Source organism: Variovorax ginsengisoli (assembly GCF_030811835.1).
In the GTDB taxonomy this organism is placed as follows: domain Bacteria; phylum Pseudomonadota; class Gammaproteobacteria; order Burkholderiales; family Burkholderiaceae_C; genus Variovorax; species Variovorax ginsengisoli_C.
Genome location: NZ_JAUSRO010000009.1, coordinates 1 through 20375, shown reverse-complemented (window position 1 = coordinate 20375; position 20375 = coordinate 1). Strand labels below are relative to the sequence as shown.

Sequence of the window (20375 nt, the reverse complement as noted above, 5' to 3'; positions counted from 1 at the left end):
GGCCGGCCCGGCGCTCAGAAGGCCGTGTTGTGCGCGCTCAGCTTGGTGACGAGCCAGGCTTCCATTGCCTCCGTGCCGCCTTCCGAGCCATGTCCGGACTCCTTGACCCCGCCGAAGGGAACTTCCGGCAAACCGATTGGCGCCTGGTTGAACGAGACCATGCCCGATTCGATGTCGGCCGAAACGGCGGCCGCGATCTTTGCCGATGCGGTGTAGGCATACGCCGCCAGTCCCCAGGGCAGCCGGTTGGCTTCGGCGATCACGGCGTCGTAGTCGCGGAAGGTCGTGATCGGCACCAGCGGCCCGAAAGGCTCCTCGTTCATGAGGCGCGCCGTCAGGGGCACGTCGGTCAGCACCGTCGGCTCAAAGAAGTAACCGACGTTGCCGATGCGCTTGCCGCCAATTCGCACCTTCCCCCCGCATGCCACCGCGTCGGCGACCAGCGCCTCCATCGCATCGACTCTGCGCGCATGGGCCAGCGGGCCCATGTGAACACCCTCGCTCAGCCCACTACCGACCTGCATCGCGGCGGTGGCTTCGGTGAAGTGGTCGATGAAGGCCGATGCAATGTCTTCATGGACGAGAAAGCGCGTCGGCGAGATGCAGACCTGGCCCGCATTGCGGAACTTCTGCAGGGCCAGCGCCGCAGCCGCCTTCATCGGATCGGCATCGCCAAAAACGATCGCCGGCGCATGGCCACCGAGTTCCATGGTGGCGCGCTTCATGTGCTGTCCAGCCAGCGCAGCCAGGTGCTTGCCGACCTGCGTGGAGCCGGTGAACGAGATTTTTCGGATGACGGGATGTGGAATCAGGTACGCGGATATTTCTGCCGGCACACCGAAGACCAGTTGCAGCACGCCCGCCGGCACGCCTGCGTCCGCAAAGGCTTGAAAGAGCGCGGCGCAACTCGCTGGCGTCTCCTCAGGTCCTTTGACAATGATCGTGCAGCCGGCTGCCAATGCGGCCGACACCTTGCGCACCACTTGGTTGATCGGGAAGTTCCAAGGCGTGAAGGCTGCCACAGGCCCGACGGGCTCGCGCGTGACCAATTGGACATGACCTTGCATGCGCGAGGGGACGATCCGGCCGTAGGTGCGCCTGGCCTCCTCGGCGAACCAGTCGATCGTGTCGCCGGAACCCAGGGCCTCGGCACGTGATTCGGAAAGCGGCTTGCCCTGTTCGAGGGTCATGGCGCGTGCGATGCCGTCGGCGCGTTCGCGCATCAACTGGGCCGCGGCGCGCATCAGCTTCGAGCGCTCGAAGGCCGATACCTTGCGCCAGGTCTTGAATGCCCTGTCGGCGGCTTCGAGGGCGCGGTCGAGGTCCGATGTCGAGGCATGGGCGACGCGGCCGATCTCGGCGGCAGTCGCCGGATTCAGAACCGGCTCGGTCCGTCCGGTCGAGCCTGGAGTCCAGCTGCCGTCGATGAAAAGAAGGGTGTCGGGGTAGTGCGTTGTGTATGGCATGCGCGAGATCAATCCTTCGTGAAGCAAAGAGGGGCGATAGATGTCAGGCGCGGGCTTGGCGCACGGCGTGGTCGTGCAGCGCTTCGTGGCGCCAGCGCAGGCGCACGCCGCCGGTGGGCGTCGGCTCCAGCGCAGGGATCGCCTGCAATAGGCGGCGGGTATAGGGGGCGGCCGGATGGTCGAAGATGCGATCTCGCGGGCCTTGCTCCACGATCTGGCCCTGGTCCATGACGATGACGCGGTTGGCGAGTTGCTCGACCACGGCAAGGTCATGGCTGATGAACAGGCAGGCGAAGCCGTGACGGCTCTGCAACTCGGCGAACAGGTCGAGGATCTGGGCGCGTACCGTTGTGTCGAGCGCAGAGACCGGCTCGTCGGCGATCACAAGGCGCGGTCGACGCACCACTGCGCGTGCGATGGCGACGCGCTGGCGCTGACCGCCCGAGAGTTCGTGCGGATAGCGGTTGGCATAGGCTGCTTCGAGGCCGACTTCTTCCAGCATCTCCAGCACTCGGTTGCGCACCGCAGCCCGGTCGAGGCCGCAGCCGTACAGCGCCTCGCCGATGCCCTGCCCAACAGTCATGCGCGGGTCGAGCGAGGAATAAGGGTCCTGGAACACCATCTGACAATTGCGGCGGTAGTCGTTCCAGACCGCACCGCGCGCCTCATCGACCGGCTGACCGTCGAACAACAACTGTCCCGCGCTTGGCTTCAGCAGCCTGGCGATGACCCTGCCGAGCGTGGTCTTGCCCGAGCCTGAACCGCCGACGACCGCGACCACTTCTCGCGGGCGGATGGCGAGATCGATGCCGTGCAGCGCGCGCTTGGCCATGCCGCGGCGAAACAGGCCGACGCGGGCACCAAAGTCCACCACGAGACCGCGCACCTCGACCAGTGGCGCCGCTGCCTGGTCGACCGCCGGTACTAAGCGGCGACGTGGCATCGCCCCCAACAGCGTGCGCGTATAGGCATGCGCCGGGGCGCGCAGGATCTGCTGGGTCGGCCCTTGTTCGACGATCTCGCCACGGCACATCACAATCACTCGATGTGAGTAGCGAGCGACCATGGCCAGGTCGTGGCTGATCATCAGCACGGCTGTGCCATGCTCGGCGGTCAGAGAAACCATAAGCTCCAGCACATCCCGCTGCACCATCGCGTCGAGCGCTGTGGTCGGCTCGTCGGCCACCAGCAGCGACGGTCGGGGCAGCATCACGGCGGCGAGCATGATCCGTTGCCGCATGCCGCCCGAGAACTCATGCGGCCAGGCATGGAGCACTCGTTCGGGGTTGTCGAGTCCAACGCGTGCGAGCATGGACAGAATTGCGGTGCGGCGTTCGGTGCCGCCCAGGCCGGAATGCAGCGCCAGCGCTTCTTCCAATTGGCGGCCGATGGTCATCGACGGGTTGAGCGAAGTCATGGGTTCCTGGAACACCATGCCCACGCGTGCGCCGCGCATGGCGCGTAGTTCGCGCGGCGACAGACTGTCGAGGTCGCGTCCGTCGATCTGGACGCTGCCGTTGCGGCGCCGGATGGCTGGATGCGTCAGACCCAACAAGGCGCGCGCGGCGATGGTTTTGCCGCTGCCGCTTTCACCGACCACCGCGACGATTTCGCCTGGATGTACCTGGAAGCTCACTCGGTCGACCACGAGTCGGCCGGTGGTGCCGATGCCCAGCGACAGCTCGCGGACGTCGACCAGAGGGCATACCGGATCGGTCGTCATGCGATATTCCTCATCCGCGGATCGAGGCGGTCGCGCAATGCGTCGCCAAGCAGGTTGATGCCCAGGAGGGTGAATGAGATGCAAAGGCCTGGAAAAACGCCGAGCCAGGGTGCTTGCCCCATGAAGGCGCGTCCGCCCGAAAGCATGTTGCCCCAGCTGGGGGCAGGTGGCGGCGCACCCAGCCCCAGGAAGGACAGGGCGCTCTCCGAAAGCAGGACCCAACCGAACATCGACGTCGCCAGCACCGTCAGTGGCGCTATGCAGTTGGGCAGGACATGCCGGAACATCGTGTAGATCTCGCCATGCCCCATGACGCGCGAGGCTTCGATGAACGCGTTTTCGCGTAAGGACAAGACGGCTCCACGCAGGACGCGGGCCACCGAAGGTGTGTAGGCCAGACCCAGTGCCAGCACCAGGCCGGTGCGTCCGCCGCCCAGCACCACGAGCAGTGCGAGGGCCAGCAATATGCCGGGGAAAGCCAGCAGTGCATCGTTGAAAGTCATGATGATGCGGTCGACCCAGCCGCGAAAGTAGCCCGAGAGGGCGCCGATCGTGCCGCCCACGAGGATCGCAAAGACCACTGTGGTGAACGCGATCGTCATGCTAGATGCTGCGCCGGCCATCAGACGGCTTAGCACGTCACGGCCGAACTCGTCGGTACCGAGCAGATGAGCAGCACCGGGCGCGGTCAGCCTGGCGCGCAGGTTGAGCGCGAGCGGGTTGGATGGTGTCCAAAGCATAGCCAGGATGGCACTGCCGACCATGAAGCCAACGAGGGTCAGGCCGATGAGGCCGCGAAGGGAGCGGAAGATCATGTCGCCTCTTGCTCAGTTCAGCGTCACACGGGGATCGAAGACCGGATAACACAAGTCGACGATCAAATTCACGAGCACGTAGCTCGTGGCGATGAACAGCAGACAGCCTTGGATGACCGGGTAGTCGCGCGCGAAGATGGCGTCCACCAGCAATCGACCGAGCCCCGGGATGGTGAACACCACCTCGACCACGGCGATGCCGCCGAGCAGGTTGCCCAAAATCAGCCCGAGCAGCGTCCATGTGGGCGCGAAGGCGTTGCGGAATGCATGACGCCATAGCACCACCGGCTCCGACAGCCCTTTCGCGCGGGCATGGGTGATGTAGTCCAGCCGTTGCACTTCGAGCATGCTCGAGCGCGCCATGCGTACAATGACCCCGACCTCATGGAGCACCAGTGTCATGACCGGTAGGGCCAGATAGGCAAGCCCCGCGTGGGCGCTTTCCCAGATCGAGACGTAGCCGATCACCGGCAGCCAGCCAAGCTCGAGGCCGAAGAGAAGCAGCAGCAGCAGCCCAAGCCAAAATGTGGGGACCGACAGCAATAGGGTCGCGATCGTGACGATCCCAAGGTCCAGTGCGCTGTTCTGTCGCCAGGCGGCGACCATGCCTGCGGGCACGGCAATCAGCGCGGCCAGGGCCACGGCGACGCCGACGATGGTGCCGCTGATCGCGAAGCGATCGAGGATGAGCGGCAGCACCGCTTGGCCGGTGGTGATCGAGCGGCCGAAGTCGCCGCGCAGTATCTGTCCTATCCAGTGCATGAATTGCAACGGCAGGGGCCTGTCCAGGCCCAGATCCCTGTGCAGTGCGGCCAACGTCTCCGGCGTGGCCATGTCGCCCAGCATCAGGGAGGCCGGGTCGCCCGGGATCAGCCGGATCAGAAAGAAAACCGCCGCCGCCACGATCAGCAATGTCGGCAGCCCCATGGCGATGCGTGTGAGGATGAAGCGCCCCATCGTGTGTGCCTCGCGCTTTTGCTTTGGCCGGGATCAGGCCGCGCCGTGCGCCGCCATGGGCTCACCCGTGAGCGCATAGCGGGTGAACGACCGCTGCATCGCCGGCATCGGCAGCACGTCCATGAAGCCGCTGGCCGGCTCCATCGCGATCATGGCCACCGTCGCAGAGAGATCGCCGACGGCATTGGGCCTTGGTGGGCGGCAGACCGAGAACGGTGTGCCGAAGTCGTCGAAGAAGGCGCGCTTCATGTCGTCCAGATCGAGCTGATCGCCACCTTGCTCGAGCAGCCGCTCCACCCGCCAGTCGCGGTAGTAGCTCTCTGGCATGTTGTAGACCCCCATGTCCTTGAGCTTGGCACGCGCCGCCGGGCTGATCCAGTGGTTGGCGTGGACGATCAGATCGTTCCAGGGCAGGACGGGAAAGGCCTCGTCGGGCGCGCATTCAAAGTCGATCGCAAAGCCTTCAGCCGTACTGAGCATGATGTTGTTGGCGCAGGATTTCGGTGTCGAGACGACGGTCCGAACGGCCTCCGCGAATTGGTTTTGCTCCAGCACCTTGCGGCGGATCAGCGCCAGAGGCACGCCCGTGGAGCGAAAGTCGCGCTCGCATTCCAGGTAGTTCGCGGTGATGGCGATGCCCGCGCCGTTCAGCCCCGAGCGGGCCAGGCCGCCGGCCTCGGTGAAGGTCAGGATGTCAGGGCCATCGTCGCGGCACACGCGCAGCACGACGCCGGTATCGATGCATTCGGAGCGCCAGTCCCAGTTCTGGCCGTGGAGCAGCCGACCATTGCGGCTGCGGCCCGGGAGGATCACTGCGCCCGTGCAGCCATCCTCGGGTTCGGCCGGCGCTGACGTCACCGCCGCGTCGGCTTGTGCACCCGCGACCAGACGGCGTGCTCGTGACACGATCTCGGTGCGTGCGTTGATCATGACCACGTCTTCGAACGGAACCTCTGCGCCGTCGGCGATGCCGCGGATCTCCTGCAGGTAGTGGGCGCCGAAGGCCTCGATGCGCATGGCAAATTCGTCGATGAGCTTGTGGCGAAAGTCGCTGCCTGTACCCAGCCCATCGAGCGCTCGGCCATAGATCTCGGCGCTACGCGCTACGCGCTCGGGTACGGCGGCGCCATAGGCCCGGCCGCGCTCGTAGGGCGTGCCGTCGACCGACACGAAGGGAAACTGAAAAGGCACGGACATGGGGCTGGATCTCGTCGCAAACGATGGAGGGCAAGGTGAACAGGGCCTCCGAAAAGGTCTTCCGACCGGAGGCGGGGCCTGCGAGTGCAGGCCGGGCTGCTGCTGGCGCGTCAGGCGACCTGCTGGAGCGCCGAGTGAATAGCTTCCGTCACACGGGTCATCTGCTCGGGCGTGATGATCAAGGGTGGTGACAGCACCAGGCTGTCGCCGGCCACGCGGACCAGCACCCCCTGCTCGAAGCAAAGTTCCGCTGCCTCGGCGGCCCGTGCTCCCACGGCCCCTTCGCGGGATGTCAGCTCAATGGCGGCCAGCAGCCCAATGCTGCGGATGTCGCAGATATGAGGTGCCCCCTTCAACTGGTGAATGATGTTTTCCCAGGTGGCACAGATCTCGGGGCCGCGCTCGAAGAGGCCGTCCTGCTCATACGTCTCGATGGCGGCCAGACTGGCGGCGCAGGCCAGAGGATGGCCCGAATAGGTGTAGCCGTGCATCAGTTCCACGGTGGTCTCTGGCCCGTGCATGAAGGCGTCGTAGACCGCGCGCGATGCAATCACCCCGCCCATCGGCACTGCGCCGTTCGTCATGCCCTTTGCGCAGGTGATCAGGTCGGGTGTGACACCGAGTGCGGTCGAACCAAAGGGCGCACCCAGACGGCCAAAGCCGGAGATGACCTCGTCGAAGATCAGCAGAATGCCGTGGCGCGTGCAGAGCTCGCGCAGCCGTTCGAGGTAGCCCACCGGCGGCGGCAGTACGCCACCGGAGCCCGTGACGGGTTCCACTATCACGGCGGCGATGGTCGACGCATCGTGGATCTGCACGATCGACTCGAGTTCGTCTGCCAGATGCGCGCCCCAGGCCGGTTGGCCGCGCGAGAAGGCGTTGCGCGCCAGGTCATGCGTATGCGGCAGATGGTCGACATCGCCAAGGAGGGGGCCGAAATCGCGTCGGTGCCGCGGAATGCCCGCCACCGACAGGCCACCGAAGCCCATGCCGTGGTACCCGCGTGCGCGGCCGATCAGCTTCACCCGATTCGCGTGACCGCGTACCTTGTGATAAGCACGTGCAATCTTGAGCGCCGTGTCGACCGCCTCCGAGCCCGAGTTGGTGAAGAACACGCGGTCCATGCCGGCAGGTGCGAGGTCCGCGATCCGTTCGGCCAGCAGGAACCCCAGCGGATGGCTCATCTGGAAAGACGAGACGAAGTCCATGCGTGCGGCCTGATCCTGGATGGCCTTGACGATGCGGGGCGGGTTGTGCCCCGCATTCACGCACCACAGCCCTGCCATCGCATCGAGGATCAGACGGCCATCCGATGTGCGGTAGTGCATGCCCTCCGCTGCAACGAACATGCGCGGATTGGACTTGAACAGCCGGTTGGCGGTGAACGGCAGCCAGTAGGACTGCAGATCGTTGGGAAGGGTTTGCGGGGTCGTCATGTCACATCGCTCCTTGTGTCTTATATGAATTTTGATTCAACAAAAAACAAAAAGCAAGTAAACGCTTCAACTGGCCTCGGTGGGTCGCGTCAAGAGGGAGGCCTCTTCGAGGTGCCGCCGGATGAGGGCGGCTGCCACCTCACGCTGGCCCCGCTCCAAACGGTCGAGGATCTCCAGATGCTCGATGCAAGAAACGCGCACGCGTTCCTGTCCGTAAGTCCAGTCGTAGTTGGAGAAGCGCCGCATGCGGCTCTGCTGACGAATGGCATTCAGGATGAACCGGTTGCCCGACGCCAGGGCCAGGCCCTCGTGAAAGGCGGCATTCATCTCGAACAGTTCGATGCTGGACGTTTCGCTCCATGGTGCCTCGAGGAAGGCCTGATGCCGGCGGCGCATCTCCGTGACCCAGGCCATGTCCAGTTGGAAGCCCTCCGCTATCACCCCGGCGGGCTCGACCAGCAGCCTGAATTCATAGCTTTCACGGCGCGCTCGCTCGTCCAGGATGGGCGGAAAGGCCCAGCCGTGGCCGGGCTTGCGTTCCGCCATGCCGATCTCCGAGAGTTGACCCAGCACGCGCAGCAGCAGGGGACGGCTCACGCCGTAGCGTCGCATCAGGTCGGCCTCTGACACTTCGGCAGGCAGTCGCTCGCGATGTCGGTCGCCTGCGAGGCGGAAGCAGAGCTGGTCGACCTCTCCGGGTTGGGTGGCCTCGCTCGATGTGGTCTCCGGCACGGCTCGCACGGTGAAGCCGCGGCGTGGCTGGCGATCGAGCACCCCTTGGCGTGCGAGCTCTTCCAGGACCGCACGTACCGGTGTGCGCGACACCTGCAGATGCTGGGCCAGTGCGAGTTCGGTGGTGCGGTCGCCGGGCTTGAGGCCGGCGCTGCGCAGGTAGTCGAGGGCGCGAGGCAGCAGATCACGCTGGAGTCGGCTGGGGCCCTGCGTTTCGGAAGTTGCCTCTTGCGGCTTGTTTTGTTGTTTCATAGAATCTCAAAATACAATTTTACATTGTCTCTCGACATCACCACAGGAAGCCGACATCCATGTCCGACCGGTCTATTACAAGCTTTGCCGAAGAGTCGTTGCAGGGTCAAGCGGTCAACGGTACGCCGCCGCTGCATGCGCTCGACGCGGCGACCATGGCACGTATGGTCGCATCCGGCGCGCTCACGGCGCGCGCGCTGATCGAAGCCACCTTGGCCCGGATGGACGCTGTGAATCCCGCGGTAAATGCCGTCGTCCGCCGCATGGACGATGAGGCGCTCGAAGCAGCAGAGGCTGCCGACCGCATGGTGGACAGGGGCCAGCCCCTAGGCGCTCTGCATGGCGTCCCGGTGACGATCAAGATCAATATCGACCAGCGCGAGCATCCCACCGACAATGGCACCGAACTCCATCGCACGCTGATGGCGCAGGAGGACAACCCGGTGGTCGCTAATCTGCGTCGCGCCGGCGCGATCGTGGTGGGCCGGACCAACGCGCCCGTGTATTCGATGCGTTGGTTCACTGACAACACCCTCCATGGTGCAACCTACAACGCTTGGCATCGTGATCACACGGTAGGCGGCTCCTCCGGTGGGGCGGCCGCTTCAGTGGCGACTGGCATGGTGCCGATCGCGCACGGCAACGACATCGGCGGTTCGGTGCGCTATCCCGCAGTCTGCAATGGATTGGTCGGGCTGCGTCCCTCCTATGGCCGCGTACCTTCCTTCAATGCGACGGCCAAGGGGCAGGGTTCGATCGCCTCGCAGCTCATGGCAGTGCAGGGGCCGATCGCTCGCACGGTGCGCGACGCGGAACTCGCCTTCCGCGCGATGGCGATCCCCCACATCGACGATCCGCGCACACATGCTCTGGCCGGTGCGTGGCCACCCTTACCGCGGCGAGCCGCGGTGTTCGCCGCTTCGGCCTGGCCGGATTGCCATCCGGTGGTGGTGCGTGCAGTCGAGCGGGCCGCCGCCGCGTTGGCGGCTGCGGGCTGGGAAGTCGCCGATGTCGTGCCGCCGGGCCTCGACGAGCTTCACAAGATGTGGGCGGAGATCGCCATTCCCGACATCATGACGGTGCTCGAGCCCGCCATCGCGGCAGCGGGCGACGCCAACATCCGGACTGCAGTCGCTTACTGGCGCGCGGCCCTGGGGTCCTTCGAGCCCGCCGATGCGTTGTCCGCCATCGGTCGGCGGCACGGCCTGCTGCGCCTGTGGCAGCGCTTCTTCGAGGAATGGCCGGTGATTGTGATGCCAGTGTCGCTGGAGCCGCCCTTCACCCGGCTGGCGGACGTCGAGTCGCCGGACATGGCCAGCCGGATCATGCGGGCGCAGGGGCCGATGCTTGCGATCTCTGCACTGGGGCTTCCCGGCCTGTCGGTGCCGACGGGACTGGCCGACATCGAGGTGGTCGGTGGCTGCGTGCGCCTGCCGACCGGTGTGCAGATCGTCGCGGGGCCGAATCGCGAGGATCTCTGCTTCGCAGCGGGTACGGTCATCGAAGCGGCTTCGCCGCGGCTGTGCCCGATCGATCCGCGCTGAACCCGCCACGCTTACAAAGAAGAAAAGGCCTGTCCGACATGCGCAACCAGCCTGGGCATGGTGATGTCCTGTCCTTCTACGACTTTGGCCGCACCACCGTGCAGGCCTGCGCGGCGGATCCGCGCTTCTCCTACTGTGCCTATGTGCCGGAGAGCTACGACGAGCATGGCACCCAAGTCTACCGGCTGCTGGTCGCGGTGCATGGCACTCAGCGAGACAACACCGGCTGCCGAGACGCCTTCATCGACCTGGCCGAGCGGCATCAGGTCATCGTTCTGGCGCCGCTCTTTCCCGGTGGCATGGCTGCACCACGGGAACTGTCGTCCTATAAGCGCCTGCGTAGCTCCGACGGCAGCGGTCCTGCCTACGACCAGGTCCTGCTGGCCATGATCGAGGAAATCTCGGCCGTCTACCGTATCGATGCGCGACGCTTCTTGCTCTACGGCTTCTCGGGTGGCGCTCACTTCGCCCACCGCTTCCTGTACGTGCATCCTGAGCGCCTGGAGGCCGTGTCGATCGCCGCGCCCGGCATCGTCACCGTGCTGGACAACCAGGCCGACTGGCTGGCGGGCGTGCGCAACTTCGAGGCCGTGTTCGGCAAGCCGCTGGACCTGGAGGCCATGCGCCGCGTAGCCATCCACATGGTCGTGGGGGGCGACGACAGCGCGACCTGGGAGGTCGCACTTTCATCCGGTCATCCGTGGTGGCAGCCGGCCTTTGATTCACATGGCGCCACCCGTATCGAACGCATGGAGACATTGAAAGCGAGTTACCTGGCGCAGGGCATCGGTGTCGTTCACGACGTTGTTCCGGGCGTCGATCACCGACAAGCGCCTCTGCTGCCGGCAGTGAAGTCGTTCCTGTCCGCAGCGATCACGCGGCTCCCGGTGCAAGACCGATGCTGACGGCCCAGCCAGCACAGCGGGACTTCGGACGTCATCCGGTCGCGCGGCATTCCATTTAACAGGAAAGAGAGCCAGTTCATGAATTCATCTGCCTTCAAGAGACTTTTTGGCATGCTGCTCAGCAGCACATTCTTCGTTTTTGCCGTCATGCCTTCTCTGGCAGCCGACGTCCCCAAACGGGGTGGCACGCTGGTGGTGGCAATCAACGCCGATGTCCGCAGCCTGGAGCCCGGGATCAACCGCGACTCCAACTCCGACACCGTTGTTCACCATATCTTCGAAGGGCTGGTCGGTTATCGCAGCGACCTGAGCGTGGGCCCCGCGCTGGCGCGAAGCTGGTCGATGTCGAGCGATGGCCGAAGCTATACCTTCAAATTGAGGGAAGGCGTTACCTTCCACAATGGCGAGAGGCTGACGGCTGAGACGGTGAAGTGGAGCTGGGACCGAAAGATGGGACAGAGCGGCTGGCTGTGTGCGCGCTTCTTCAACGGTCAGGCCGGGTTGAAGGTCGATGCGGTCGAGGCACCGGATCCCTCGACCGTCGTGTTCCGTCTGGCCAGTCCTTCAGGCCTCTTTCTGACCCAGCTGGCCAACGTGCAATGCGGCGTGCTGGTTGCCCATCCAGCCAGCGTCGGCACCGATGGCAACTGGACGCCAATCGGCACCGGTCCGTTCAAGCTGGGCACCTGGAAGCGCGGCGAGGCACTCACGCTCAATCGCTATGAGGGTTACGTGGCGTCCAAGGAGCCAGCAAGCGGCTATGCCGGCGCACGTCTGGCCCATGTGGACGCGGTCCGGTTCCAGGTCATCCCCGACGCCGACGCGGCGGTGGCGGCGCTCAAGACCGGCGCGATCGATATCATCCCGGAACTCGACTCGATCAAGATGGAGGAGCTGAAGGCGGCAGTGGGCGTGCGCGTCCTTTCGGCGCCGGGGCTGACATGGTCGACGCTTTTGATCCAGACCGAAGACCCGCTGTTGAAGAACCCGGACCTGCGCAAGGCGATCGCGCACGGCATCGACATGGAGCAACTGGCTGCGGTCCGCACCAACGGGCTGGCCAAGCCGAACCCATCGGGCGTGGCAGACAGCATGCGTGCCTTCTCTCCCGAGTTCCTCATGTGGCCGGCCTACGATCCCAAACTTTCGGCGGCAGCGATGAAGAAGGCCGGATACAAGGGAGAGCCGATCAAGCTACAGACCAACCGGCGTGTAATCGGCATGTACGACAACGCAGTGATGATCCAGGCGATGCTGTCCGCGGTGGGCCTCAACGTGCAACTGGAGGTGCTGGACTGGTCGGCGCAACTCGACAACTACCTGAACGGCCGTTTCCAGCTGTCGTCCTTTGCATTCTCGCCGCGCTTTGATCCCAGCCTGATGTATGCGGCCTTCGTGGCTGACAAGGCGACGGCCAAGTGGGCGCAGTGGGGCAGCCCGGAGGCTCGCAAGATGCTGGAGGAAAGCTCGGCCGCGGTCGACCCGGCGGAGCGGGCGACCCTCTTCCACCGCATGCATACCCTGATGCGGGAAGAAGTGCCGATCATCGGTTTGTACTACTCGCCCACCGTCGAGGCTGTGGGCCGTGCGGTGCGCGGATATCAGCCTTGGGCCTCGGGTCGGCCGATCGCATGGGGTGCCTGGAAAGAGTAGTTGGGGGCGTTGATCTGCGCCGCCATCGAGCGCGTTCTCGGGAGGAGGTGCCCTCTGATAGCGCCGCTGCAGGCCGTACCGCTAGCTTCGGCGACTCTCGTCCACACCTTGTTGATCTTGAATTGGCCGCTGGCCAAGCGCAGCTCGTAGCTGGGCGTGGCGCGTGACATACCGATGAGCCCGCAGGCAAGGCGCAGACTCAAGAAAGAAGGCCTGATGTGGGAGCGCTGGAGAGCTGATTGGACCCTTCACCAGATTGGCCTGCTGTTCGACTGACCTCACACTTCAATCCATAGCATCTTGTCCAAGACCGGTGGCATTCGACCACTGCAGCGACGACGTAGCGCCATGCGTTGACCCTGGCAGAGCGAGAAGAGATCTCTCGTGCTCTGATGGTCGGTGAATCGATGCGCTTGGTGGCCGCCCGACTTGCCAGGGCGCCGTCGACCATCAGCCGTGAGATCAAGCGCAACGCAGGACAAGATGGCCATCGGGCGAGCGTCGCCCACAATGCTGCGTGGAACCGTTCCCTACGACCGAAGCGCTGCGAGTTGGTCGAGAACCGAGCGTTGGCTGGCGTGGCGGACATGCTTCGAATGTTGTGGTCGCCCGAGAAGATCGCCGGCTGGCTTAAGCACACTTAGCCGCGTTGCGTGCGACACGTTTCCGTTGCCAGATCACGATGCCCGTGACGCACAACAGCGCGACGACCACCCCGGCGAGGCTAAGCAGGAGTTTGCCCACCGCACCACCGACACTTGCCATGTGTAAGCGTGTGAGCCAGGAGCGCAGGGTGTCAGCCGATGCGGCGCCGGCAGGCAACCAGGTTCCTCGCAACTCACCGGTGTAGCCATCGAGAAAAACAAGCGTGCGTGTGTAGCGTTGGCCTACGTCGCGGTCACTGCGAACGGCGTAACGGAAGACGCCGCGCGAGGCATCGAAGAACATCCAGTCTTCGCGACGCACCGTGAAGCCCTGCACCGCGGCCTGCTCATGCATGAGACGTCGCCCGCTCTCCCGCGCCGAGATCCAATCCATCGCGACGGTTCGCCGCGCATCGACAAGCGGCAATGAGAGCTCGTCGGGCTGGTGCGCGAGCAGGCTGCGCGTCACTGAGTCGTACACCGATGGCAGGGTCAGCGCCACGCTGCTGACAGCCAGCATCAGCAGGAGGCCCCAAGTCCACAGTCCACCCGCGCGATGCAGGTCGACATGAAGCTTGTAGGCGCCGGCGCTCCATCGAAATCGCCATGACTGCGCCCAGCGCGACAGCCATGAACGGTGCGAACGACGCCCCGGTGTGGCGCGCATCGGCAGCGTGAGCCAGAGTCCGATGAAGCAGTCGAAGGTCCAAAGCAGCGCTACGGCACCCAGCACCAGCGCCCCCGCGTTGCCAGCGGCGAGCGAGCGATGCAGGAGGTAGACGACGGGCATGACGCTGCGCAGACCTCCGGTGGCCCTCCCGTTGTGGCGTTCGCCGCGGATCTGTCCGGTGTACGGATCGATGAAGACCTGGTTGGCCCGCAGCGTGGGCGCCACGCCGGTCGCAGGATTACGCCGGGGTACGAGAAAAAACACGACGGTACGACCTGGATCCATCGCCAGCGGCTGGTACGGCGCCTGGGCCTCGGGGTGCGCGCGCAGGACGGCCTCACGCAACACCAGCGGGTCGATGGGAGGCCCTGATGGCGAGGCCACAAAAAGCTCGGGTGCCAACCAGGCCTCGAGCTCGTCGTTCCACGCCAGCAGCGAACCTGTGAGGGCGGTGATCAGCAGGAAGCCCGCCATTGCGAGGCCGAGCCAGCGGTGCAGCCGCACCAGCGCATCGCGCCGCATGCCGGCGTCAGAACTCGAACTGGGCGCCTAGCTTCACGGTGCGCGGCGCGCCCTGGACCAGGCGGTTGGAGCCCGCCATCAGCCAGTACGCCTTGTCGCCCACGTTGTCGAGGTTGAGCCGAAAGGTGGTGCGCAAGCCGGCCATGCGGGTGACGTAGCGCGCCCCCAGGTCGAAAGTGGCATAACCCGGCAGCGACCAGTTGTTGGCCATGTCGAGTGGTCGCGCGCTCACGTACCGCCAGCCACCTGTGAGAGTCAGCGGCATGGTGGGCAACGCGTACTCCACATAGGCAGCGAACTGCCGTTTGGAAGCTCCCGGCGTGCGCAGGCCGTCGTATTGGCCGAGCGAGGTCTTGGTGTTCTCGGCATCGAGGAAGACCGCGCTGGTGAGCAAGGTCCAGGGACGGCCCAGCTTGGCCTTGCCCGCCAATTCCATACCCTGGTAGCGAGCCTCACCATCCTGCGAATAGCGGCCCGTCTCCGTCGTGTAAGTGAGTCCCTGCGTGGTGCGGAAGACGGCGGCCGAGGCCGACCAGTCCGCCTGCTCGGTCTTCAGGCCGAACTCGAGCTGCTTGCTCTTAATGGGCGGAAACACCTCGTTCGCGTTGGTCGCGGTACGCGGCGCGGTCGACCCCTGTTCGAGCGCTTCGACGTAGCTGCCATAGGTCGATAACCAGGGCACCGGCCGGAACACCGCGGCGAGCGTCGGCGTGACAGCGCTCTTGTCGTAGCTGTTCGACGTGAAGCGGTTGTGGCGCGCGCCCAGGATCAGATCCCAGCGATCACCCAGATGCAGGGTGTCCGATGCGAAGAGACTGCGCTGGCGCTCAGGGAATGCCCAGCCACCGTCGATCCACGTCGTCGAGAGCCCCGGGTCGGCAAATCCGCCCGGCGAGGCGAGCGTCGCTGTGCCCAACACCTTCGACTGGTAGTCGTTCGATTCCTGCGCGCGGATGTCGTTCGCCGAGATGCCCAGCACCAGGTCGTGCCTGACGTTGCCGGTGTCGAAGCCGCCCGTGACGAGCAACTGTGCCTGCTCGGACTTCACCCGTGCCGGCAGCGAGATCTGCTGCTCGGAGTAGGCGCCCGCCGCGTTTGCGAACAGGAAGCTGTGGTTGCTCTGCATGTCCTGCTTCCACTGCCTGTACGACAGCCGAGCGTCCCAACGCGGTGCAATGTGCCAAGCCAGCGACGTGCCGAACGTCGTGCTGCGCGCGTCGCTGTAGGTGAAGGGCGAGGCTAGGCGTGTGCTGCCGTCGAGGGCAGCCGGCGCGGCGGCGATGGCGTAGTTGGATGCACGACCATCGGCATTGGGCACCAGCTGGTAGTAGACGGCGTCGATCCGGCGCTCCTGCTGCAGCGCGTCGACGCTCCACACCAGGTCAGGCGTGATGCGCCAGTCGAGTGCCACCGAGCCGGAACGGCGCTTGATGTGGCCGCCGTCCTTCACGTATGTGTCGCCCTCCTCATCGACCGCGTTGATGCGGTAGCCGAAACGGTCGTTCTCGCCGAAGCGCCCCCCGAGGTCGGCATGCACGAGCGCCGTGCCACTGCCCGTGCCTTCGATGGCAATGCTGCGCACAGGGGTCTCCGTGGGACGCTTGCTCACCATGTTGACGATGCCGCCCGGCGTGCCGAAGCCGTAGAGGAATCCACCCGCGCCGCGGAGGATCTCGATGCTCTCCAGGTGCTCGACCGGCATCTGCGGCGCCCCCAGGAAGCCGATCAGGTCCTGGCCATCGAGCTTGTAGTTGTTGCGATAGCTCAGCAACACGCCCCGCACCGACAGCACTTCGCCCGTGCCGTTGGTGTAGTTGCTACCCGGTGCAATGGCCGCATCGCTCTTGACGGCATCGACCAGCGAGTGGGCCTGTTGGTTGTCGAGCAGGTCGCGCGTGATCACGTTGATGCTGAAAGGCGTGTCGAGCAGCGACTTCGTGCCCAGCGCGCCGAGGCTGCTGCTGGCCGCGCGATAGGCGTTGGCCGCCGAGCCCTCGGGCGCGCCGTCGGCCGTGACCGTCACAGTCGGCAGTGTGGCGCCGTCGCTCCCCGCGTCCCTACGGCGGATCGACGCACCGCCGGTACCCACCGGCGCTTCCAGGCCACTGCCGTCGAGGGCGCGTGCCAAAGCCTGCCGAAGGGTCATGGTGCCCTGCATCGCAGGGGCCGTCTTGCCAACGGCGAGGCTGGCATCGAAGCCGATGCCCACGCCGGCCTGGCGCGCCAGCGCATCCACCGTCAAGGCCAGCGGCTGTGCCGGGATCGACAGCTGCAGCGGGCGTTCGACCGCGGCCTGCGAGGGCTGGGCGACGGCCATACCTGGCACGGCGAATGCGGGCAGTGCCGCGGCGCAAGCCAGCACGAGTGTGCGGGGGCGGCGAAAGGAGGGGAGAGAGAAGGTCGGTGTCGGATGGCGCATGGGTGGTTTCGGGAGAGTTCGCAATGAAGACGCGCTCGCCTCCTCGGCACCCACAATTATTTTTCGATCGTCCGCGTCAACGCGCCGAGCGGGACCCGACCACCCATGCGTCGCCCCGGCGCTCGACCGTCACCGCCAGCATGTCGGGCAGGTGGCGAAGGAAGGCATCCGGCGCGCGGACCGGGAAAGTGCCACTCAGGCGCTGCGAAGCCAACACTGCCGCGTCCTGCAGGCGGATCGGCTGCGGCAGGTAGTCGTTCCACTGCGCGATCGCATCGGGCAGCGGCGTTCCCTCGAACACGAGCCAACCGTCTCGCCATGCACCGACGCTGTCAGGACGCGTCACCGAAGGCGCATGCAGACCGTCGCGGTCGATGACCACGGCCTGACCCATGCCGAGCACCACATCGCCATCTCCGGTGGCGCCATGAGCGGCCGTGAACACCGCGACGCGTCCTTGCGCCACGGCAACCCGCATGCCGCCTGCGCGGGATGAGACGCTGAACACAGTGCCCAGCACCTCGACACGGCCCCATTCGGTCGAGACCACGAAGGGACGGGATGTGTCGCGCTGCACGTCGAACCGCATCTCACCATGCGCGAGCGCCACTTCGCGCCGATCACGGAAGTAGCGCACCACACCCTGCGTGTTGGCCGCGAGGCTGACACTGCTGCCGTCCGGCAAGTCGCGGCTGAGCAATCGGCCGCGCTCGGTGCGCAAGGCGATCTCGTCGGTCGGCAGGCGCCAGGCCCAGCGTGCACCGGCGCCCAGCAACACGACAGCGCCCCCCAAGCCGAGCACTTTCAACGCACGCCGGCGCGCCTGAACCGCTGATGTCACGCCGCGCTCGGGTATGTCGATGCGGCCTTGGAGTTCTTCCGCAGCCGTTGCGCGCCAATAGTCGAGTGCGGTGCGCGCGGCGCTTTCATGGCGCGCATCGCTCTGTCGCCAGCGCGCGAACTCGTCGCGTGCTGCCAACGCGTCGTGCGGCTCGCCATGGTGCTGACGACCAATCAGCGACAGCGCGAGGGCGATCATCTTCTGCGACGGTGGGCCGTGGGCTGTGTGCGGGTTCGGCGGCATGTGCTCAGCCCCTGAACCGCGCGCAGTCCATCACGGCGCGCACGACGTGGCGGTCGATGGCATCGGTGCTGACGCCCATGTGCACCGCTGCCTCGGCGTAGCTATGGCCGTAGATGCGCACCAGGATGAAAGCCTCGCGCCGCTTGCGTGGCATGGCGCCGAGGCGCGCCAGCAGGCGTTCGAGCCGCAGGCGTGCATCCACGTGTTGCTCGACCGAGGGTGTCGAATCGTCGCGCACCAACGCCAGCGTTCGCAGCATGCGGGCTTCTGCTTCACGGTGCCGGAACCCACTGATCGCGAGGTTCTTGCCGGTGCGGTAGAGCAACGCGCGGGGGTCAAGCAGTTCGGTGCCGCGCAGGTGCAGCGCGAGCACCCGTGCATAGGCTTCCTGAACGAGGTCGCGAGCCGCGTCGCGATCGTTGAGCGAGCGGCTGAAGAAGCTGACGAGTTCGGAGTAATAGCGCGCGACCACAGTGTTTGCCTCGGCCAGAAGATGGACCAAGCGCGTCGGGCAAAAGCTGCGATGTGGCGGCGGCTGAATCGGGGAGCGTAGCGACGAGCAGCGGAATTATAGGAAATGTGTCGCAAGTTTTTTAGGCGAGGGCGCGTCGTCACTCAGCCAGGACTCGCGATGTGTCCCAAACGAGCAATCGAGAGGCTGTTTGTGAACCGCCTCAGCAAGAGGACTAATCACTAGGGCATATCGAAAATCGTGGACGTGAAAGTCTGCTTACGAGAGATTGCTACAGCCGCTTTGGGCGGCCATACCAGCTGTACAACTTTCTCCGGAGCGGACCCTCAACTGTCGTTTACAGCAGGGGTTGGTTGTGGGGTGATTCTCTGACGGCGGGCAGGGGTTGAAGTTGCGTTCGCAGCTTGTCAACAAACTTCACTGACAAGTTGGCGTCATCAGTGAAAACGCTCGTGTCTTCATCAAAAGTAGTTACATAAAATAACTATGTGTTTTACATTTAAGACGGAAGCACGGCACCTGAGCGCCTGTCTGTCGCCGCCCGGACGTCGGTACCGCAGCACCGAATTCATCTCTCCATTCGCACATCAAGATGTTCTCCATGAACCCTTTCTTTCGCGCTCTTCTGGTTGCCTTGGCTTTGTTTTTCACCGGTTGGACTTACGCCGACGATGGAGAGATAAAAGTCACCCTGCTCGGCACCGGCTCGCCCAACCCCAGCCCCGAGCGCTTTTCCATGAGCACGCTGGTCACCGCCGGTGGGCAGAACCTGCTGTTTGACGCCGGTCGCGGCTCGGCGATCCGCCTGTGGCAGGCCGGTATACCCGTTGGCAAGCTCGATGCGGTCTTCATCACTCACTACCACTCAGACCATACCGTTGGCCTGCCAGACATCTGGCTCACCGGTTGGATAGACACACCCTATGGGCGGCGCAAGCAGCCTCTGAAGCTGATCGGCCCGAGCGGCGTGCTGCCGCTGGCCCGGGGCTTGGAGGCCGCCTACGCCAGCGACGTGACCACTCGGGTCGCCGACGAACATCTCTCGGCGGACGCTGCGCGTATCGATGCCCGCGAGTTCAGCGGCAACGGCGTCGCGGTATTCGAGCATGGCGGAGTTAAGGTCACGGCCTTCGAGGTTGACCATGGAGACAAGATCAAGCCGGCCTATGGCTACCGAGTCGACTACAAAGGCCACTCCGTCCTGATCTCAGGCGACACGCGCCGCAGCGACAATCTCGTGAAGTTCGCCACTGGCGTGGATCTGCTGATTCACGAGGTGTGTATGGTCAACGAGGAAGCCCTCGCTGCAAACCCAGGCTTCCAGGCCATTGTGGCCCACCACGTCACACCAGCCGACGCGGGTGAGGTCTTCACCGGAGCGAAGCCCAAGCTGGCGGTCTACAGCCACCTGGTTTTCCTGTCCGACACCAAGTTCCCTCGTCCTACTGTGGATGCGCTGATCGAGCAGACGCGCAAGACGTACAGTGGGCCGCTCGTCGTCGGCCAGGACCTGATGGCTTTTAGCGTTGGCGAAGAAGTAAAGCAACTGCCTTTGGCTGCTCGATGAGTCGCGGCATTCTTTGCGCGGCAGGCATCGTCGAAGCCCTTGTATGAAATGAGACGTTGGTATCCGTCAATGGCAGCTATCGCAATGGTCTTCATGGCCCCGTCGGACCTCCGTGTTGAATGTCTGGTCCTGGCCGATTCAGTTGAAAAATCGATTGCTCACCGCCCGTGACAACGAAGTCAAAATCGACCTCTCAGAATCGCCTTAGCAGGCTGCTGAAATAGGCTGCTGAAATACCTCGCCCTGGAAAGCCGAACTCGGTCCCAGAGGGTGTGTCCGCAGGACAATGCGGCATGCGCGGATCCGACACCTTCACC

Annotated in this window: 15 protein-coding genes and 1 pseudogene; 5 read left to right on the top strand and 11 right to left on the bottom strand. The window is 64.9% G+C overall.

Translation table 11 applies throughout. The features are described 5' to 3' along the window. Positions 1 to 14: 14 nt before the first annotated feature. The 7 genes from J2W36_RS14825 to J2W36_RS14795 all read right to left on the bottom strand — a co-directional run bounded on the left by J2W36_RS14825 (position 15) and on the right by J2W36_RS14795 (position 8578). Complete coding sequence (locus tag J2W36_RS14825; RefSeq protein WP_307690523.1) at positions 15 to 1466, bottom strand: NAD-dependent succinate-semialdehyde dehydrogenase; 1452 nt, start codon at positions 1464 to 1466, stop codon at positions 15 to 17. A gap of 43 nt (positions 1467 to 1509) precedes the next feature. Further along, on the bottom strand, positions 1510 to 3189 hold the full coding sequence (locus tag J2W36_RS14820; RefSeq protein WP_307690522.1) for an ABC transporter ATP-binding protein: 1680 nt from the start codon (positions 3187 to 3189) through the stop codon (positions 1510 to 1512). Then, positions 3186 to 4004, bottom strand: a complete 819-nt coding sequence (locus J2W36_RS14815; protein ID WP_307690521.1) for an ABC transporter permease — start codon at positions 4002 to 4004, stop codon at positions 3186 to 3188. Before J2W36_RS14815 ends, J2W36_RS14820 begins: the two co-directional genes overlap by 4 nt. 12 nt (positions 4005 to 4016) lie before the next feature. Next, positions 4017 to 4961, bottom strand: a complete 945-nt coding sequence (locus J2W36_RS14810; protein ID WP_307690520.1) for an ABC transporter permease — start codon at positions 4959 to 4961, stop codon at positions 4017 to 4019. Positions 4962 to 4994: 33 nt separating this feature from the next. Next, the gene (locus J2W36_RS14805) at positions 4995 to 6158 is read right to left on the bottom strand and encodes a C45 family autoproteolytic acyltransferase/hydrolase (protein WP_307690519.1); all 1164 of its coding nucleotides are present in this window, start codon (positions 6156 to 6158) and stop codon (positions 4995 to 4997) included. Positions 6159 to 6268: 110 nt separating this feature from the next. Next, the gene (gene aptA / locus J2W36_RS14800; protein WP_307690518.1) at positions 6269 to 7594 is read right to left on the bottom strand and encodes an omega-aminotransferase AptA; all 1326 of its coding nucleotides are present in this window, start codon (positions 7592 to 7594) and stop codon (positions 6269 to 6271) included. Between the two features lie 66 nt (positions 7595 to 7660). Further along, on the bottom strand, positions 7661 to 8578 hold the full coding sequence (locus J2W36_RS14795; protein WP_307690517.1) for a GntR family transcriptional regulator: 918 nt from the start codon (positions 8576 to 8578) through the stop codon (positions 7661 to 7663). Positions 8579 to 8637: 59 nt separating this feature from the next. Here J2W36_RS14795 and J2W36_RS14790 point away from each other — a divergent pair, with 59 nt between their 5' ends. From J2W36_RS14790 to J2W36_RS26630, 4 genes and pseudogenes are all read left to right on the top strand, one after another. Beyond that, positions 8638 to 10122: an amidase gene (locus J2W36_RS14790; protein ID WP_307690516.1), complete on the top strand. Its 1485-nt coding sequence runs from the start codon at positions 8638 to 8640 to the stop codon at positions 10120 to 10122. A 38-nt stretch (positions 10123 to 10160) separates the two neighbouring features. Beyond that, positions 10161 to 11027: an alpha/beta hydrolase family protein gene (locus J2W36_RS14785; RefSeq protein WP_307690515.1), complete on the top strand. Its 867-nt coding sequence runs from the start codon at positions 10161 to 10163 to the stop codon at positions 11025 to 11027. A 78-nt stretch (positions 11028 to 11105) separates the two neighbouring features. Beyond that, the gene (locus tag J2W36_RS14780) at positions 11106 to 12680 is read left to right on the top strand and encodes an ABC transporter substrate-binding protein (protein ID WP_307690514.1); all 1575 of its coding nucleotides are present in this window, start codon (positions 11106 to 11108) and stop codon (positions 12678 to 12680) included. Between the two features lie 174 nt (positions 12681 to 12854). Next, positions 12855 to 13321: pseudogene (locus tag J2W36_RS26630) on the top strand (transposase); the annotation flags it as partial. On the opposite strand, the gene J2W36_RS14770 reads toward J2W36_RS26630, so the two are convergent. The 4 genes from J2W36_RS14770 to J2W36_RS14755 all read right to left on the bottom strand — a co-directional run bounded on the left by J2W36_RS14770 (position 13311) and on the right by J2W36_RS14755 (position 18491). Next, a complete protein-coding gene (locus J2W36_RS14770) occupies positions 13311 to 14516 on the bottom strand; it encodes a PepSY-associated TM helix domain-containing protein (RefSeq protein WP_307690513.1) in 1206 nt (401 codons plus the stop codon). The pseudogene J2W36_RS26630 and the gene J2W36_RS14770 sit on opposite strands and share 11 nt — an antisense overlap. Positions 14517 to 14523: 7 nt before the next feature. Next, positions 14524 to 16935, bottom strand: coding sequence for a TonB-dependent siderophore receptor (locus tag J2W36_RS14765; RefSeq protein ID WP_307690512.1), 2412 nt, complete (start codon positions 16933 to 16935; stop codon positions 14524 to 14526). A gap of 76 nt (positions 16936 to 17011) precedes the next feature. Then, entirely contained in the window at positions 17012 to 18019 is a 1008-nt protein-coding gene (locus J2W36_RS14760; RefSeq protein ID WP_307690511.1) for a FecR family protein, read from the bottom strand. Between the two features lie 4 nt (positions 18020 to 18023). Beyond that, on the bottom strand, positions 18024 to 18491 hold the full coding sequence (locus tag J2W36_RS14755; protein ID WP_307690510.1) for a sigma-70 family RNA polymerase sigma factor: 468 nt from the start codon (positions 18489 to 18491) through the stop codon (positions 18024 to 18026). A 601-nt stretch (positions 18492 to 19092) separates the two neighbouring features. Between J2W36_RS14755 and J2W36_RS14750 the strand changes: the two genes are divergently transcribed. After that, positions 19093 to 20058, top strand: a complete 966-nt coding sequence (locus J2W36_RS14750; protein ID WP_307690509.1) for an MBL fold metallo-hydrolase — start codon at positions 19093 to 19095, stop codon at positions 20056 to 20058. Positions 20059 to 20375 lie beyond the last annotated feature (317 nt).

Bases quoted from the DNA above. Each gene is read 5' to 3' on its own strand.
- J2W36_RS14805 (WP_307690519.1), bottom strand. From the start codon at position 6,158: ATGTCCGTGCCTTTTCAGTTTCCCTTCGTGTCGGTCGACGGCACGCCC.
- J2W36_RS14825 (WP_307690523.1), bottom strand. From the start codon at position 1,466: ATGCCATACACAACGCACTACCCCGACACCCTTCTTTTCATCGACGGC.
- J2W36_RS14750 (WP_307690509.1), top strand. From the start codon at position 19,093: ATGAACCCTTTCTTTCGCGCTCTTCTGGTTGCCTTGGCTTTGTTTTTC.
- J2W36_RS14810 (WP_307690520.1), bottom strand. From the start codon at position 4,961: ATGGGGCGCTTCATCCTCACACGCATCGCCATGGGGCTGCCGACATTG.
- J2W36_RS14760 (WP_307690511.1), bottom strand. From the start codon at position 18,019: ATGCCGCCGAACCCGCACACAGCCCACGGCCCACCGTCGCAGAAGATG.
- J2W36_RS14795 (WP_307690517.1), bottom strand. From the start codon at position 8,578: ATGAAACAACAAAACAAGCCGCAAGAGGCAACTTCCGAAACGCAGGGC.
- J2W36_RS14815 (WP_307690521.1), bottom strand. From the start codon at position 4,004: ATGATCTTCCGCTCCCTTCGCGGCCTCATCGGCCTGACCCTCGTTGGC.
- J2W36_RS14785 (WP_307690515.1), top strand. From the start codon at position 10,161: ATGCGCAACCAGCCTGGGCATGGTGATGTCCTGTCCTTCTACGACTTT.
- J2W36_RS14780 (WP_307690514.1), top strand. From the start codon at position 11,106: ATGAATTCATCTGCCTTCAAGAGACTTTTTGGCATGCTGCTCAGCAGC.
- J2W36_RS14770 (WP_307690513.1), bottom strand. From the start codon at position 14,516: ATGCGGCGCGATGCGCTGGTGCGGCTGCACCGCTGGCTCGGCCTCGCA.
- J2W36_RS14765 (WP_307690512.1), bottom strand. From the start codon at position 16,935: ATGCGCCATCCGACACCGACCTTCTCTCTCCCCTCCTTTCGCCGCCCC.
- J2W36_RS14790 (WP_307690516.1), top strand. From the start codon at position 8,638: ATGTCCGACCGGTCTATTACAAGCTTTGCCGAAGAGTCGTTGCAGGGT.
- aptA (WP_307690518.1), bottom strand. From the start codon at position 7,594: ATGACGACCCCGCAAACCCTTCCCAACGATCTGCAGTCCTACTGGCTG.
- J2W36_RS14820 (WP_307690522.1), bottom strand. From the start codon at position 3,189: ATGACGACCGATCCGGTATGCCCTCTGGTCGACGTCCGCGAGCTGTCG.